This is a genomic window from Enterobacter cloacae complex sp. P47BA (assembly GCF_014930485.1).
GTDB classification, from domain to species: Bacteria; Pseudomonadota; Gammaproteobacteria; order Enterobacterales; family Enterobacteriaceae; genus Enterobacter; species Enterobacter bugandensis.
Genome location: NZ_JADBRF010000001.1, coordinates 437662 through 454355, shown reverse-complemented (window position 1 = coordinate 454355; position 16694 = coordinate 437662). Strand labels below are relative to the sequence as shown.

At 55.9% G+C, this 16694-nt stretch carries 12 protein-coding genes; 7 read left to right on the top strand and 5 right to left on the bottom strand.

The features are described from left to right. Positions 1-12 precede the first annotated feature (12 nt). Positions 13-1560: a methyl-accepting chemotaxis protein gene (locus IM299_RS02110; RefSeq protein WP_193356959.1), complete on the top strand. Its 1548-nt coding sequence runs from the start codon at positions 13-15 to the stop codon at positions 1558-1560. Between the two features lie 425 nt (positions 1561-1985). Beyond that, positions 1986-3191, top strand: coding sequence for an MFS transporter (locus tag IM299_RS02105; RefSeq protein WP_062935607.1), 1206 nt, complete (start codon positions 1986-1988; stop codon positions 3189-3191). Positions 3192-3209: 18 nt separating this feature from the next. Here the strand turns inward: IM299_RS02105 and IM299_RS02100 are convergent, their stop codons facing one another. After that, positions 3210-4199 carry a 2-hydroxyacid dehydrogenase gene (locus IM299_RS02100; RefSeq protein WP_028013015.1) on the bottom strand — a complete coding sequence of 330 codons (990 nt, stop codon included), beginning with the start codon at positions 4197-4199 and terminating at the stop codon, positions 3210-3212. A gap of 325 nt (positions 4200-4524) precedes the next feature. Between IM299_RS02100 and IM299_RS02095 the strand changes: the two genes are divergently transcribed. The 4 genes from IM299_RS02095 to IM299_RS02080 all read left to right on the top strand — a co-directional run bounded on the left by IM299_RS02095 (position 4525) and on the right by IM299_RS02080 (position 8210). Further along, complete coding sequence (locus IM299_RS02095; protein WP_059355673.1) at positions 4525-4848, top strand: hypothetical protein; 324 nt, start codon at positions 4525-4527, stop codon at positions 4846-4848. Positions 4849-5063: 215 nt separating this feature from the next. Further along, a complete protein-coding gene (locus IM299_RS02090) occupies positions 5064-7703 on the top strand; it encodes a YdbH family protein (RefSeq protein WP_193356958.1) in 2640 nt (879 codons plus the stop codon). After that, on the top strand, positions 7700-7885 hold the full coding sequence (locus tag IM299_RS02085) for a YnbE family lipoprotein (RefSeq protein WP_028013019.1): 186 nt from the start codon (positions 7700-7702) through the stop codon (positions 7883-7885). Before IM299_RS02090 ends, IM299_RS02085 begins: the two co-directional genes overlap by 4 nt. 7 nt (positions 7886-7892) lie before the next feature. Then, entirely contained in the window at positions 7893-8210 is a 318-nt protein-coding gene (locus IM299_RS02080; protein WP_028013020.1) for a YdbL family protein, read from the top strand. Here the strand turns inward: IM299_RS02080 and feaR are convergent, their stop codons facing one another. Next, complete coding sequence (gene feaR / locus IM299_RS02075; protein ID WP_193357060.1) at positions 8211-9119, bottom strand: transcriptional regulator FeaR; 909 nt, start codon at positions 9117-9119, stop codon at positions 8211-8213. It abuts the gene before it with no gap. A gap of 241 nt (positions 9120-9360) precedes the next feature. Here feaR and IM299_RS02070 point away from each other — a divergent pair, with 241 nt between their 5' ends. Continuing rightward, on the top strand, positions 9361-10860 hold the full coding sequence (locus IM299_RS02070) for an aldehyde dehydrogenase family protein (protein ID WP_193356957.1): 1500 nt from the start codon (positions 9361-9363) through the stop codon (positions 10858-10860). A 40-nt stretch (positions 10861-10900) separates the two neighbouring features. Here the strand turns inward: IM299_RS02070 and IM299_RS02065 are convergent, their stop codons facing one another. The 3 genes from IM299_RS02065 to tynA all read right to left on the bottom strand — a co-directional run bounded on the left by IM299_RS02065 (position 10901) and on the right by tynA (position 16491). Further along, a complete protein-coding gene (locus tag IM299_RS02065) occupies positions 10901-12007 on the bottom strand; it encodes a GGDEF domain-containing protein (protein WP_059355670.1) in 1107 nt (368 codons plus the stop codon). Between the two features lie 73 nt (positions 12008-12080). Further along, positions 12081-14051, bottom strand: coding sequence for an alkyl/aryl-sulfatase (locus tag IM299_RS02060; protein WP_048956376.1), 1971 nt, complete (start codon positions 14049-14051; stop codon positions 12081-12083). Between the two features lie 163 nt (positions 14052-14214). Continuing rightward, positions 14215-16491, bottom strand: a complete 2277-nt coding sequence (gene tynA / locus IM299_RS02055; protein WP_193356956.1) for a primary-amine oxidase — start codon at positions 16489-16491, stop codon at positions 14215-14217. Between the last annotated feature and the right edge of the window lie 203 nt (positions 16492-16694).

The window sequence follows — 16694 nt, the reverse complement described above, 5'->3', positions numbered from 1 at the left end:
TAAGGAAGAGTCATGTTTAAAAATCTCAACATCGGCACCCGGCTTACCATAGCATTTGGCGCAATTGTGGTTTTAATGTCCGTCGTCTGCGGGCTGCTCTATTTGAGCTTTGACAGAGTGACGGCCGTCAGCAAGCTCAACGTTCATAGCTATAAAGTGGTCGATAACCTTCGCTCCGTAACCGAAAACCTGATCAACATGGAAACCGGCATTCGCGGTTTTGCGCTCACCGGCAATCAGGACGTTCTTCAACCCTTCACGCAGGGTGATGAGAGGTTTAAAAGCAAAGCTGACGAAATTGCAGGGCTTACGCGTGATAACCCGTCGCAGCAGCAAAAATTAACCACCCTCTCCAGGCTTGAAGAAGAATGGAAAAGATCATTTGCGCTGCCGTTAATCCAGCGAAGAGAGAGCGTATCCCGCGGGGGGGAAGATATGGATGCGTTCATCAGTAGCCTGGAGCGTAATACCGGAAAAGAGCAAATGGACGCCATGCGGGGTGTTATTCAGCAAGCGCTGAACGACGAGTACCGCATTATGGCTGAACGTCAAACCCGACTGGCTGAAGAACGCTTCCGTACGCGCATGATGATAATCCTGGGAATGATTGCGGCGGTTGTCACCGCGCTGCTGACGGGCATTTTGCTGTCGCGCAGTATTCTCCGACCGCTAAAGCAGGCCGTGAATACGGCGAACACCATTGCCGCTGGCGATCTCACCTCAACCATACGTATTACCCGGATGGATGAAACCGGCACGCTGCTTGCGGCTCTGGACAACATGCAGACCCAGTTGAAAACCCTTGTCACTGAAATCAAAGAGGCCGCGACGTCGGTGGATCTGGCTGCCGGTGAGATCGAGCAGGGCAATATGGAGTTATCGTCTCGTACCGAGGAGCAGGCGGCGGCGTTGCAGCAGACTGCCGCCAGCATGGAACAGCTGACGATGACCGTTCGGAACAATACCGAGGTCGCGGAGCATACGGCAACGTCAGCAAGAAAGACGGAAGCACTGGCACGTGAAGGTGAGTCTGCCGTGGGCGAAATGAGTGAAACGATGCAGAATATCTCGGCTAACGCCCTGAAGATAAAGGAAATCACCAGCGTTATAGAAGGGATTGCTTTCCAGACTAATATTCTGGCGCTGAATGCGGCGGTCGAGGCTGCACGTGCCGGTGAGCATGGTCGTGGCTTCGCCGTGGTGGCGACGGAAGTCAGAAATCTCGCTCAGCGCAGCGCAACGGCGTCCAAAGAAATTGGGGCGCTGATTGAGCATGCCGTTGAGGATGTCGATAACGGTGTGTCGGTGGCATCCAGAACGGCAGAGACGATTTTGCGGGCTGCGAGCAACGTGGCTACGCTTGCTGAAACTATGGACAGTCTTTCAATGGCCTCGGTTGAGCAAATGCAGGGCATCATGCAAATCAGCGCTGCTGTCACCCAGATGGATGGCGTGACGCAGGGTAATGCGGCGCTCGTTGAGCAGTCCGCAGCGGCATCGCAGGCGCTGACCGAGCAGTCCAGGGCACTGAAGCAGATGACAGAAAACTTTGCTATTTGAGCAGCAAAAGCATAATCAAAAGGTAAAGCTCCGGCGTTTTAAACGAGAATTTTAATCAAACCAGCAACGGGGGCGCTAATAAAAAGGGGCGTCCCCGTGAATAATGAAGAAAATAGCCGAGCGTCAGTGACAATTTAAAAATACTGACTACGATTTCGTAAAACGAAAATTTAAAAGGAGTTTCTGATGGCGATTGCTGTGGTGACAGTTTTACTCTTCCTGTTGATGTTCCCGGCGGCTATTCACATTTTGCTACAGCTCGTTGGAGGCTGGTGTGACGCGTAGCCTCCCTGGTTAATCCGGTCTTTTGGGCCGTCATCTGATTTTCAATAAGCAGCGCTACGCTACATTTTAAACTTTATTGTACGAGCGTCTGGACGCGGGTCATCGCGAAACGCGAGCCGGATAATTTACAGGCAGGAAGTATGTCTCTTCGTTCGCTGCGGGCGTTATGCCTGACAAGTTTTTTCATTGCGGATGTCCGTGATGGCCTTGGTCCTTTTCTCGGTATCTTTCTGACAGAACGCCACTGGAGCCCCGATGATATCGGCATCCTGATGACTGCCGGTGGGCTGGCGGGATTGCTGGCTACGCTCCCGGCGGGGGTAATTACTGACACTTCGCGGAACAAACGCGCCGTACTGGCGCTGCTCTGCACTTTGATCACCCTGAGCACGCTGCTGCTCTGGTTTAGCCAGCAGACCAGCGTTGTTGCCGTCTCACAAATGGTCACCGGCATCTGCGCGGCGTTTGTCGGGCCGCTCGTCGCCGGGATTACGCTGGGCCTGACCGGCCAGCGCGGGTTCAGCGCGCAGATGGGCAAAAATGAGGCGTTTAATCACGGCGGCAATTTTGTCACCGCAGTGATAGCAGGCGGCATTGCCTGGTACTGGGGCGTCGGGGGGATTTTCCTGCTGATGACCTGCACGACGCTGCTGACGCTCTGCGCACTGCTTGCCATCCGCAACGGGGACATTGATAACGATGCGGCGCGAGGGCTTTCATCCTCAGGTAGCGTTCCTGTCCCCGGCTTCGCGGTGCTGATTAAAAACCGGGCGCTGTTTGTGACCGGACTGACGCTACTGCTGTTCCACCTGGCGAATGCCGCACTGCTGCCGATGCTGAGCATGAGGGTGGCCGCGGCACCCGCCTCGATCAATCCTGGCCTGTACGCGGCAGGCACCGTCATCATCTCGCAGGCGGTGATGATCCCCGTTGCCATCTGGGTTGCAGGCCGAATAGAACGCTACGGCTACTGGCGCTTGATTATGCTGGCGCTGTTGGTTATGCCGGTTCGCGCGGCGCTGGCGGCATCGACCGACGCGCCGTTAATGATGATCCCAGTACAAATTCTCGACGGTCTCGCCGCCGGGATCCTGGGTGTCGTCGTACCGTCGTTTATTGTGGTGCTGCTGCGCGGAAGCGGGCACGTTAATGCCGGGCAGAGTGTGGTGATGCTGATGCAGGGAGTGGGGGCAGCCATGAGCCCGGCGTTAACCGGCACGATCGCCGGTCATTACTCGTTTGCGACGGCATTCAGTGTCCTGAGCGCGATTGCGCTGGCCGCCGTCCTACTCTGGTGGCGCGTTGCTCACCGAAGCTGGGAAACAAACGCGCCGGATGAAGCTTAGCCCCACCCGGCGTAGCATTTAAGCCAGTTCGTTAGGGCACGGTTCACCCTTTTCTAACTGCTGAAGATTCCCCAGAGTGGTTTCTGAAATGCTGATCAGCGCTTCGGCAGTCAGAAACGCCTGGTGGCCGGTAAACAGGACGTTATGGCAGGCAGACAGACGGCGGAACACGTCGTCCTGGATCACATCGTTGGACTTGTCTTCAAAGAACAGATCGCGCTCGTTCTCATACACGTCCATCCCCAGCGCGCCAATTTTCTGGGTTTTCAGCGCTTCGATAGCAGCCTGAGAGTCAACCAGACCGCCGCGGCTGGTGTTGATGATCATCACGCCGTCTTTCATCTGGTCAAACGCCGCCTGGTTAAGCAGGTGGTAGTTTTCCGGCGTCAGCGGGCAGTGCAGGGAGATCACGTCGGACTGCGAGAACAGCGTCGGCAGGTCGACGTACTCCACGCCCAGATCCAGCGCTGCGGCGCTCGGGTACGGATCGAATGCCAGCAGACGCATGCCGAACCCTTTCAGAATGCGCAGGGCAGCCACGCCAATTTTACCGGTGCCGATCACGCCCGCTGTTTTGCCGTACATGGTAAAGCCGGTCAGCCCTTCGAGCGAGAAGTTGGCGTCACGCGTACGCTGATAAGCGCGGTGAATACGACGGTTGAGCGACATCATCATGCCAATCGCATGTTCTGCTACCGCTTCCGGGGAGTACGCCGGGACGCGAACCACCTTCAGACCCAGCTCTTTTGCCGCGTCGAGATCCACGTTGTTGAAGCCGGCGCAGCGCAGGGCGATATACTTCACTCCCTGCTTTTTCAACTCTTCCAGCACCGGACGACTGCCGTCATCGTTAACAAAAATGCAGACGCCTTCACAGCCGTGCGCCGTTTTGGCGGTTTTTTCGGACAGCAGAAAGTCGAAAAATTCAAGCTCAAACCCGTAAGCTTCGTTAACATGTTGCAGATACTTTTTGTCGTACTGCTTTGTGCTATATACCGCGAGTTTCATAAGACTTTCTCCAGTGATTTTGCATTCACGTTAGCATGATTAAAATTATCTTACAATTTATAAAATATTATTGAATTCAATAAGTTCTATCAATTATTCTAGAGCATATATACACCCTAACTCCATGATATTCTTAGTACGAGAAATCTTCGGCGCGACTCGGTTCAAATCAGGTTGGGCAAAACGGAGTGGGTAACGGGTGCGAAAAACGCATATCGGTATTACTTGAAAGAATGGCAATAGGGTATGAAAACTGCAATCCTTCCGGATGTGATGGGACGATATTAGGAACCGGATGAGTTTCTGAAAAGAGGGAGAATGATGCATGTCGCAACAAGTGGAGTTATCCTTATCTGCGCCGATGTTGCCTGTTTTGTACTATTTTATAGCATCTATTGCGGTTTTCTTCTTACTGTTGATTGGAAAACTCAAGGTCAATAGGCTCCGTAAATATCCATTGTTCATTGCCTATACGCTGTTTGTGATAGCGATTGCAGTCATCCAGATTAATGTTTTTGCCAACGGCTATGAGTTTGTTCGCGGTTTTTTACATATCGATTTTGATCCATGGCGGTACGATTCAGTGTATTGGGGGTCGTTGATATTCGCCATGCTCTACCTATTGGCAATGCCCAGGAACAGGTATTAGTTACGCAGTGTTTTCCCGTTTTTACGTCTGAGATAATGCGTAACCCACTGAATCTAAAATGTGTTCTTTAGGTTACGCATTGCAAAAAGTTTTCTCATACTCTTTACAGCATCTATCCTTTATCTTGTGGTTAACTTCAACTCAACCGCCAAACATGCGACAATATTCGGCATTGCCGGCTTAATTCTTTCGAAAAATCAGGACATTAACTGCCCATGAAGGGTAAATACAAAGCCGCCATTGCGGTTTTACTGCTGTTGATTTTGGTGCCGCTGACGCTGCTGATGACGCTCGCCCAGTGGGTGCCGACGCTCGCCGGGATCTGGCTCCCCGTCGGGACGCGCATTGCTTTCGAAGAAAGCCCAAAACTGACTCGCCACGCGCTGGTGATCCCCGATCTTCGCTATCTGGTGGAAGACTGCGAAATTGCCCGCATCGATAACGTGACGCTGTCACATCCGAGCCGCTGGAAACTGGATATCGGCGCGCTGGATCTTAACACCGTCTGCTTGAGCAAAATTCCCCAGTCTGCACCCTCAACGGTCGCCCCCAAAACGCTGGCCCAGTGGCAGGCTGTGTTGCCCAATACCTGGCTCACCATTCACCGTCTGACGCTCTCGCCCTGGCAGCAGTGGCAGGGAGAGCTTAATGCGTCACTGACGCCCTCCATCCAGGAGATCGTTTACCGAGGCGAACAGGTCAGCATTAAAGGCACGCTTCGCGGCCAGACGCTCTCGGTCAGCCAGTTCGATGTTCAGCTCCCTGACCAGGCGCAGCCGATTAAGCTGGTGGGCGAGTTCACTTTGCCGCTGGTGCCGGACGGCGTGCCGGTGAAAGGCCATGCGGTCGCGACCTTTAACGTGCCACAGTTAACGTCTCTGGTCGATGCCGATCTCGACTGGGAAGACAATCAGGGACAGCTGGTGGTGATCGCAAGGGATAACCCCGATCCGCTTCTCGACCTGCCGTGGCAGATCACGGCGGAACAGCTGAACATCAGCGACGGGCGCTGGAACTGGGATCTTTCGGGTATGCCGCTGAGCGGGCGGGTGTCCCTTCGCGCCGACAACTGGCAGCAGGGGCTGGAGAAAGCCACCCTGACCGGACGACTGAACGTGTTGACGCAAGGCGATGCGGGTAAAGGTAACGCGGTACTGAACATTGGGCCCGGCAGGCTCAGCATGGAAAACAGCAACATGCCGCTGCATCTGAGCGGCGAGGCGAAGCAAAACGATCTCATTCTTTACGCCAAATTGCCCGCCACACTGACCGGCAGCCTGTATGAACCGCAGCTTGCTTTTGAGCCCGGCGCGCTGCTCCGCTCGCGCGGGCGCATTATTGACTCACTCGATATCGATGAAATCCGCTGGCCGCTGGCGGGCGTGAAGCTCACCCGGAAGGGCGTGGACGGGCGTCTGCAGGCTATTCTGCGTGCCCATGAAAACGAGATGGGCGGTTTTGAACTCCACCTGGACGGTCAGGCCAACGACTTTTTGCCTGATAACGGCCTGTGGCAGTGGCGCTACTGGGGAAAAGGCGGCTTTACGCCGATGCATGCCCGCTGGGATGTCGCCGGGAAAGGCGAGTGGCGAGACAACCTTATTGAGCTGACGGCGCTCTCCACCGGTTTTGACAAGCTCCAGTACGGCACCATGGAGGTCAGCAAGCCGCGGCTTGTGCTGGATCGGCCTGTACGCTGGCTGCGCGATGCCGAAAAACCCGCATTCAGCGGCGCGCTGTCGCTGAATGCCGGGCAAACCCGGTTCTCCGGCGGCAGCGTATTGCCGCCCTCGGTCCTGACCTTCAGCGTCGACGGTACCGACCCGACTGTTTTTCAGTTTAAGGGCGACCTCCATGCGGACAACATCGGCCCGGTACAGGTGAACGGACGCTGGGATGGCGTGCGCCTTCGCGGGCAGGCCTGGTGGCCGAAACAGTCGCTCACCGTCTTCCAGCCGCTGGTTCCGCCGGACTGGAAAATGACGCTGCGTGACGGTGAACTCTATGCGCAGGTTGCCTTCTCGGCGGCCCCCGATCAGGGCTTTCAGGCGGGCGGACACGGCGTGCTGAAATCCGGCAGCGCCTGGATGCCGGACAACCAGATCAACGGCGTCGATTTTGTGCTGCCGTTCCGCTTCAGCGAGGGGACCTGGTCCCTGGGCACGCGCGGCCCGGTCACGTTGCGCATTGGCGAAGTGGAAAACCTGGTGACCGCGCGCAACATTACCGCGGACCTGCAGGGGAATTACCCCTGGACGGAGGACAACCCGCTGCTGCTCACCAACGTTAAGGTAGAAACGCTCGGCGGGAAGATCACCATGCAGCAGCTGCGGATGCCGCAGCACGATCCGGCCCTGCTGCGCGTGGACAATATCTCCTCAAGCGAGCTGATCAGCGCCGTCAACCCGAAGCAGTTTACCCTGTCGGGCCCGGTGAGCGGGGCGCTGCCGTTCTGGCTGGACAATGAAAAATGGATCATTAAAGATGGCTGGCTGACCAACCCGGGGCCAATGACGCTGCGCATCGACAAAGATACGGCAGACGCCATCGTGAAGGATAATATGGTCGCGGGCGCAGCGATTAACTGGCTCCGCTACATGGAAATTTCGCAGTCGTGGACGAGAATCAATTTAGATAACCTGGGTGAATTAACCATGCAGGCGACCATCAAGGGGACCAGCCGCGTGGACGGCAAAAGCAGCTCCGTCAATCTGAACTACACCCATGACGAGAATGTCTTTACCCTGTGGCGCAGCCTGCGTTTTGGCGACAACCTGCAAACCTGGTTTGAGCAACACGCGGCGATTCCCGGTCTCCGCAGTTCGACTGGCAAGGAAAGTGAGGAACAACAATGAAAAAGATGGCTGGTGCGCTCACCGTTGCCGCGCTACTGACCGGCTGTACGCCGCGCATTGAAGTCGCTGCGCCAAAGGAGCCGATTACCATCAATATGAATGTCAAAATCGAACACGAGATCCACATCAAGGTCGATAAAGACGTTGAAGCCCTGCTGAAATCGCGCAGCGATCTGTTCTGAGGATGACATGAAACGATTAGCGTTAATTTTATTGGCCCTGAGTATAAACGTGCAGGCGGCTGCGCTGACCTTAAACGATGCCCGCGCGCAGGGGCGCGTGGGGGAAACCCTGAGCGGCTATCTTGCTCCGATCCAACAGGATGCCGAGACGCTGGAGCTGGTGAATCGCATTAACGCGGCGCGCACGGAGAGCTATCAGAAGCTGGCCGACAGCAATAATTTGCCGGTTGATGAAGTGGCGAAAATGGCGGGGCAAAAGCTGGTGGCCCGCGCGCAGCCGGGCGAGTACGTGAAGGGCATTAACGGTAAGTGGCTGAAAAAATAGCTAGCGGTAGCGCTTGCGGTATTCACCCGGCGAGACGCCAAAACGCTGCTTAAAGGCCGTTGAAAAGTGGCTATGGTCGGTGAATCCCCAGCTGTAGCCAATGCCCGCCAGCTTTTCATCGTCACCGGTTGACTGCAATTCCTGCGCGCAGAGATCCAGACGACGGTTTTTAATGTACTGCGCTACCACCAGCCCCTTCTCGGCAAACATGCGGTAGAGGCTGCGTACGGACATTCCGCTCTCGGCGGCAATCCATTCCGGACGCAGCGATTCAGACTGAATATGGTCATCAATCAGCGCCACAACGTGCTGAAACTGGCGCTCCTTGCGCGGCTGAATCACGTCGCGCTGCTGGAACGCGGGGCGCAGCAGGCAGACCATCGCCTCAAGCGCCGCTTCACTCTCCCGGTCACTCAGGTCGCGGTTGTTCATACTCTCCATCAGCAGGCGATGGCTCAGCTGGACCGTGGGTAAGGTGCGGGAAAGGGCGAGCGCGCAGCTTATCTCCTGAAAGCGGCACTGCTGCTCGATAATCTGACGGGGAACCAGCAGCGAAATCTGGCGGGACTTTTCCTGCCAGTTGATCGAGCAGGGACGAGAGGCGTCAATCAGCGTGATATCCCCGGTTTTGAGCACCGCGCGACGCTCGTCCTGCTCAATTTGCGCGCTGCCTTCAAGCTGGAACACGGTGTAGAACCAGGCATCATTACTCTGTGCGATCTCCCGTCGGGAGCGGAACAGGTTGACGCCGCCGGCGGTGACGGTACTGAGCTTCAGGCTGCGCGCATAGCTGGTCTCCAGCTCGCCGTAGAACTTTCCCTCGGTGGGCTGCGCGTTAAAACGCCCGCAAACCTGGTTAATTTGCGCCAGCCACTGCTGATACTGTTCCTGCTCGCTTGCACACGCCATCGTTTCTCTCGCTGCACCGTCAACGTTTTCGCATTGTTGCATTTGTGTTGCATTTTGTCAGAGCTATGAGGCTGACTATAGGAAAGAACACTCACCGGTAACAGCGATATAAGCGGCGATTATCGCGATTTGCGGCACCTGTCACAGGTGGCAAAGCGAATGTCACAGAGACAAAAGCGAGAATGCAAAACCCCACATAGACTGGATGAACACCCTGCGAAGAATAACGAAGGAGTATCCTATGTCTGAATCACAGGTGGCTGTTCTGCCTGCCGTGCAGCAGTTTTTAGACCGACACCACGGCCTGTGGATTGAAGGGCGTCAGGCCGCGTCGGACAGCGAAAAGCGGCTGAACGTCTACAACCCGGCCACGGGCGAGGTAATTGCCTCGACCGCCGATGCCAGCGTCGATGACGTTGACCGGGCCGTTATGTCCGGCTGGCGCGCCTTTGTGGCCCGCACCTGGGCCGGAAAATTACCGGCGGAGCGCGAGCGGATCCTGCTCCATTTCGCCGATCTGGTCGAACAGCACGGCGAGGAGCTGGCCCAGCTTGAAACGCTGGAGCAGGGCAAATCAATTAACATCTCCCGGGCTTTTGAAGTGGGCTGCACCCTTAACTGGATGCGCTATACCGCCGGGCTGACCACCAAAATTGCGGGCAAAACCCTCGATCTTTCCATCCCGCTGCCGCAGGGTGCGCGCTACCAGGCGTGGACGCGTAAGGAGCCGGTTGGTGTGGTGGCCGGGATTGTGCCCTGGAACTTCCCGCTGATGATCGGGATGTGGAAAGTGATGCCAGCGCTGGCCGCGGGCTGCTCTATCGTCATTAAGCCGTCTGAAACCACGCCGCTAACCCTGCTGCGCGTGGCGGAGCTGGCCAGCGAAGCGGGCATCCCGGACGGGGTGTTCAACGTAGTAACCGGCAGCGGCGCGGTGTGTGGCGCAGCGCTGACCTCGCACCCGCATATTGCGAAGGTGAGCTTCACCGGCTCAACGGCGACGGGTAAGCAGATTGCCCGTGCGGCGGCGGACACGCTAACCGGAGTGACCCTGGAGCTGGGCGGGAAAAACCCGGCCATCGTGCTGAAGGATGCGGACCCCGCGTGGGTGATAGAAGGATTAATGACCGGCAGCTTCCTGAACCAGGGGCAGGTGTGCGCGGCGAGCTCGCGCATCTACATTGAAGCGCCGCTGTTTGACACGCTGGTGAGTGGGTTCGAACAGGCGGTTAAATCCCTGAGCGTCGGGCCGGGCATGTCGCCGGAGGCGTTTATCAACCCGCTGGTGTCGCGCGCCCACTGCGATAAGGTGCAGACCTTCCTCGACGAAGCGACGTCCCGCAATGCGGAGCTGATCGTCGGTAACCGCGGCCCGGAGGGCAAAGGCTATTACGTGTCGCCTACGCTGGTGGTGAACCCGGATGCCGCGCTGCGGTTAACCCGAGAAGAGGTGTTTGGTCCGGTGGTCAACCTGGTACGCGTCGCCGACGGGGAAGAGGCGCTCCAGCTGGCGAACGACACCGAATATGGCCTGACGGCCAGCGTCTGGACGCAGAATATCAGCAAGGCGCTGGAGTACACCGACCGGCTGCAGGCGGGCACCGTCTGGGTGAACAGCCATACGCTGATTGACGCCAACCTGCCGTTCGGCGGGATGAAGCAGTCCGGTACAGGACGTGATTTTGGCCCGGACTGGCTGGACGGCTGGTGCGAAACCAAGTCGGTTTGCGTGCGGTATTAAAAAACAAGCCGGGTAAGGCGTAGCCGCCACCCGGCGTTATTCAAAGCGACCACCGATCCCGCCCGGCCTCTTTCGCCCGGTACAGCGCCGCATCGGCGCGGGCAATAATCTCGGTACCCGCAAGCCCCTCGACCATACCCGCAATCCCCATGCTCACGGTGACACGATCGCTGACGGATGACGCGCTGTGCGGTATCGACTCCGCGCGCAGGCCGTCCTGAATGCGTACCGCAACTTTTTCCGCGATATTTTCCGGGCAGTTAAACAGGATCACCACAAACTCCTCGCCGCCGTAGCGTGACACCACATCGTCGGGCGTTCGCACTGACTGCTTCAATACCCGCGCCACGCGCGTCAGACAGTCGTCACCCGCCTGGTGACCGTAGGTGTCGTTGTAGCGCTTGAAATAGTCAATATCCAGCATAATCAGCGAGAACGGTTTCTTCTGCTCAACCGCGTTCTCCAGCACCACTTCCATCTTCCGGCGGTTGGCGGTTGTGGTTAACGGATCCTGATGCGCCAGCGCATCCAGTCGTGAGATCAGCAGCTGGTTTTGCTGGTTACGTCGCCAGGCCTCGTCAAACCAGCTTAAGAGGATGAAGCGCCCGCAGATCAGGATCAGCGAAAAGACGCTCCAGATGATAACGAAGTGAAGATTAAGGCCATTATTCAGTACCCAGCTTGCAATCGGCAGGGTTATCCAGAGCGGGAGCACGAAGGCGAGCAACCCCACAGGGTAAAAGTATAGGGCCGTTAACCCAGCGAGTAATAAAATAACGCACAGCGGCCAGACGTGGGGCAGCAGTAAATCGGTGATAAACCAGAAGCATGATATTGACCAGATAGCGCTACAGATACACAGCACTACGCTGATACCGGCGATGCGCCGCCAGCCCATAAGGATCAGTGCAGCCGAGAGGATAATAATGCCGAGCATCGAAGCGTCGACCATTTTCATCATATGCGGCAAGTGGGGATAAAGGGGATCGCTGGCGTTAAGCAGAACATGGCGCAGCAGAATCATCACGGCGAAGCTGATGTTGACGAAAGCCAGCCAGGGCAGGTTCATCGCCAGCCCGTGCATAACCATGGCGTGGCGCGTCGGCCAGGTTGCTCGCTCAAGTGTCGGTTTTTTTCTTTTTTCCATTGACGCTGTTTACCCCGTCCAGGGAATAAGTTAAGCAGAAAAGGGCGGACAGGCCGCCCTTACGTATGCATCGTTACGGCGTCACAATGTTAAACCAGAAATCAAATTTATCCATATAACCGAGCATGGTGTCGAGTTTTGCACCGTCGCCGACGATTTTCACATCACCGTTGTCTTGCGCCTGTTTGAGCGTCATCTCTTTGAGGATAATTTTGTTCAGCGTATCGCGGCTAAGGGTGATGGTAGCATCAGCATCTTTTGCCTCGGCGTTCGCCGTATGGTTCAGCACGCCATTTTCCAGTTCCAGCTTATATTTCCCGCCATCATTACCTAGATCAATATTAAACACCGATTTGGCATCGCCCGCTTTTTGTCCGTTGATGTGTACGGCAAGATAATCGAAGAACATCTCCGGGGTCATTGCCCGTACGGTATCCGGGCTGGCGGTATTCGGGGTTGGCCCTTTCACCACGCCATTACGCAACTCCTGCGCTCCGGTCAGATAGAAGTTACGCCACGGGCCGGATTCTGCCTGATAGCCAAGCTGTTCAAGCGCATCCGCTTCCAGGTTGCGTGCAGCCTGGTTGTTCGGATCGGCAAAGACCACTTTGCTCACCACCTGCGCTACCCAGCGGTAATTTCCCTGATCGAAGTCGGTTTTCGCTTTGCTCAGTATGGCATCCGCGCCACCCATATACTCCACGAATTTCTTCGCGGCTTCTTCCGGCGGAAGTTCGTCAAGCGTCGCCGGGTTGCCGTCAAACCAGCCCAGGTAAAGCACGTAGGTGGCTTTCACGTCGTGGCTCACCGAACCGTAATAGCCGCGGTTAGCCCAGGTATGCGCCAGCGAATCCGGGAGCTTGAAGTTAGCAGCGATTTCGTCACGCGTTAGCCCTTCATTCGCCATACGCAGGGTCTGGTCGTTAATGTAACGATAGAGGTCACGCTGACTTTTCAGCAGGTTGACCACGTTTTCGTTGCCCCAGGTCGGCCAGTGGTGCTGTGCCATGATGATTTCGGCTTTATCACCCCAGCGTACAATCGCCTGGTTGATGTATTTCGACCACGGTAGCGGCTCGCGGATTTTGGCCCCGCGCAGCGAGTAGGTGTTATGCAGGGTGTGGGTCACATCCTCAGCGGATTCAATCAGTTTTTTCTCTTCGATATACCAGAGCATTTCTGACGGTGCTTCGGATCCCGGTGCGAGCATAAAGTCATAGGTCAGGCCGTCTATGACCTCTTTCTGGCCGTCTTTTTCAATGATGTTTGTCGGGGCAATCAGCGTCACTGTCCCGGCGGAGGTGGTGGTCCCGAGACCGGCACCCACCTGGCCTTTAGCATCGGGTTTCAGCAGGTTGCCATACATATAGCTGGCGCGGCGGCTCATCACGTTACCCGCCATGATGTTCTCGGCAACGGCCGCTTCCATAAAACCGGCCGGGGCGTAGATTTTTACCTTGCCGGACTTCACGTCAGCTTCTTCCACCACGCCGCGCACACCGCCATAGTGATCAACGTGGCTGTGGGTATAAATTATGGCGACGACAGGTTTTTTGCCGCGATTTTTAAAATAGAGCTCCATCCCGACTTTCGCCGTTTCTGCCGAAACCAGCGGGTCAACCACGGTAACACCTTCTTTCCCTTCGATGATGGTCATATTCGACAGGTCGAGATTTCGAATCTGATAAACGCCGTCGGTTACTTCAAACAGGCCGCTAATATTAATCAGCTGAGATTGACGCCATAAACTGGGGTTAACAGTCTCAGGAGCTTTATCTCCCTCTTTAATAAACGAATATTGTTGTGGATTCCAGATAACATTTCCTTGCTCCCCTTTGATAATGTCCTGAGGAAGAGGCGCAATAAAGCCTTTATGGGCATTCGTAAAATCGGTGTTATCGGAGAAGGGAAGCTGATTAAACAGGGCGTTATTGACTTGCTGTGTCGCTGCAGTGGCGTCCTTCGGGGCTTCTGCGGCAGCGGAACTGACGGAAATAACAAGTCCAGCCAGAGCAAGACTCCTGACGATCAAATTGAATTTCATCCTAAAACCTCTCAATGATGTATTACGTCGCTTGTGGAAAATTCGCGTCCTGGCTGAAAGTGATTCGAAATGAAATAAAAAAATGAAGTAGAAGTAACTATAATCGGGGAGAGGTATTCAGCAAGTAAATGGATAAAACCGGGCATTGTGCCCGGTACGTTATTTATTTCTGTTCGTCTTTTTTCTTCCCGAGCGTTGGCGTCTCGTCGAAGAAGTTCCACGGTTTAAGCAGGGTATGCACCCATTCCGTCGGCATAATCGGCCACTCCTCAGCGCGCGCCACGTGGGTGGTACCGGTGGTCATCCAGACCACGTCATCCTGATCGTTGAGCGACTCGTTATCCTTGCTGTACTGGCCCAGACCCGTATCGTGGATGGAGCGGTTAGGGAATTTCCCTTCCGGATACAGCTCGTCCGGGTGGTAACGCGTCACCCACAGCTGTTTATCCATAAAGCTCAGACGATGGTAGATCCACTCGTCCGGGGCAAATTTCGCGCCTGTCGCCACCGGATGGGTACCGCCCGCGTAAGGGATAATCTGGTACGAGACCGGGTTGCCCATGCGGTTCTCCTTGCTGGTGTTGCTCAGCAGTCGGATGGTGCCTGGGTCAAACTTCTGCGCCGCCTGCTGTTCGGTATCAATATCGTACTGATTGACCTGCATGGTGCTGGTGCGCGGGCCGCCGGCGGTATTCGGCTTCACCTCCGGATCCATCGCCACCAGCTTGTTGTTGATGCCGTCCACGTCCATATCAAGACGGAAGTTATAGATGTGCTGGTGCGTGGTGCCCACGATATTATGATCGATCAGCGTGCCGTACTTTGTGTCGTCTTTGGCGGTGGCGTCATGCATGGTTTTCGCCTGCACGCCTTTCACCGCCTCGATACCCGTTGCACCGGCGTCAATGCCGATGGTGCCGTTTTCGTAGAACACCCAGTCGAAGATGTAATCGTAGTTGCCCACGGTACTCACCCAGCGCACCACCAGCTCGCGGCGTTCGGCGCTGACGTTCGGCTTGCCCATCTCCTGATGTTTATATTCCGGCCCCGCGTAGCGTTCGAAAATGGCGATCGCGCGTGGGATCTCCATCGGCGTGCCGGTGTAGTCCGGGATGGTTTCGTTGAGCATCACGGCGTTGGACGGCACGTCTTTACCGCGCACCAGCGGCGAGGTCAGAGTGCCCATGCCGTAGTCGCCGGAGTCGAGATAGGCCTTGAAGTACCAGCCCACGTCCGGATCGCCGTAAGGGACAATCATGCCGCCGAGCGATCCCTGATACATCACCTGACGCTTTTTCCCGTTGTCGTTATACGTGACGGTCGAAATCATCGGGCCGACGCGGGAATCCAGGCTCAGGTGGAAATCCCAGTTCTGCCAGTGCACCATGTCGCCGGTAATGGTGTAGTTCTTGCCTTCCGGCTCAATGATGTTGAGCGGTTTTTTCGGCGTCTCGACACGGTCGCGGCCGTCATAGGGGCGCGGAGTCATCGGAACCGGCACAACGGCACCTTCTTCAATCTTCTGAATTTTTTTCTGCTCAAGATCGACCACGGCCACGAGGTTCTCGATCGGGTGGGCCCAGTAGTTGCCGTCGCCGACGTCCAGATAGCTCACCACCTTAAGCAGGCGATCTTCCTGCTTCAGGCCGTCTTTACCGTCGAAGTAGCCGACGGTAAGCGGCGTGGTGATCACTTTTTTCGGGTCGGTGATGCCGTGTTTTTTAAGCACCTCGGCAAACTCCGAGCTCTCGTTAATGATCTGCTGAACCGCGGTGAAATCATCCAGCAGCACCATGCCGTGCGCGTCCTTCACCGGCTCCCAGCGCAGGATTTTTTTATCCTTCAGGTCCACTACGCTTTCGATAACGTGCTTGCCGTCGAGCATGACGATCTTTGCCTGGCGAGGGGCGTCCACTGCCGTACCGTTGAGCACAAAGTCCCACACTTTGGCTTTCTCTGGTTCCGCAAGGGCGATCTGGGTAAAGCGGGTATTGGGTTTAAAATCCGCAGAGGCTTTCACAACCCCGACAGCCTGCTTAATTTCGTCCGCCGTGAGCGCGTTTAGCGGGTGAGGGCGTTTTTCAACCTGGAAGGTCTGGTCAAGACCAGACTGGAAAACATCGTTGATGAAGGTCTCTGAGATAAAGGCTTTTTTGTCCTTCATCACTACCGGCACTTCAAGCTTGAGGGGGTGACCGTTGACGATGGCCGTCTTTGCGCCCGGTTTGACCTTCACGAAGGCGCCGTCTTTCGCAATGGTGAACATCTGTGCGTAATCATCCCACTGAACGTCCGCGCCAAAATCCTGCAGTGTTTTGTCCATCGGGACCATATGCGCCTCGCTGCCGTGGGCGAAAGCAGGGGATTGCCAGGCGCAACAGAGCGCAACGGCCATAGCCAGTGCCGTTCTACGGGCAGAAAAAGAAGAATTGCTTCCCATCGTAGACCTCATCTTGTTGTGTTTTTAGGGTTTATTGTGTTGTGACAGCCTTATCCTGACAGGCGCCTGAGAAAAGCGTTTGCCTGCTTCTGCCAGGTTATTTGTTGGTATTGCCAGGTTAAAAAAGGCGCTGAGATAAATCACAGGTCGTGCAGAGCAATCTCCTCTCCCCGTTGGGGAGAGGGTCAGGATGAGGGAGAACG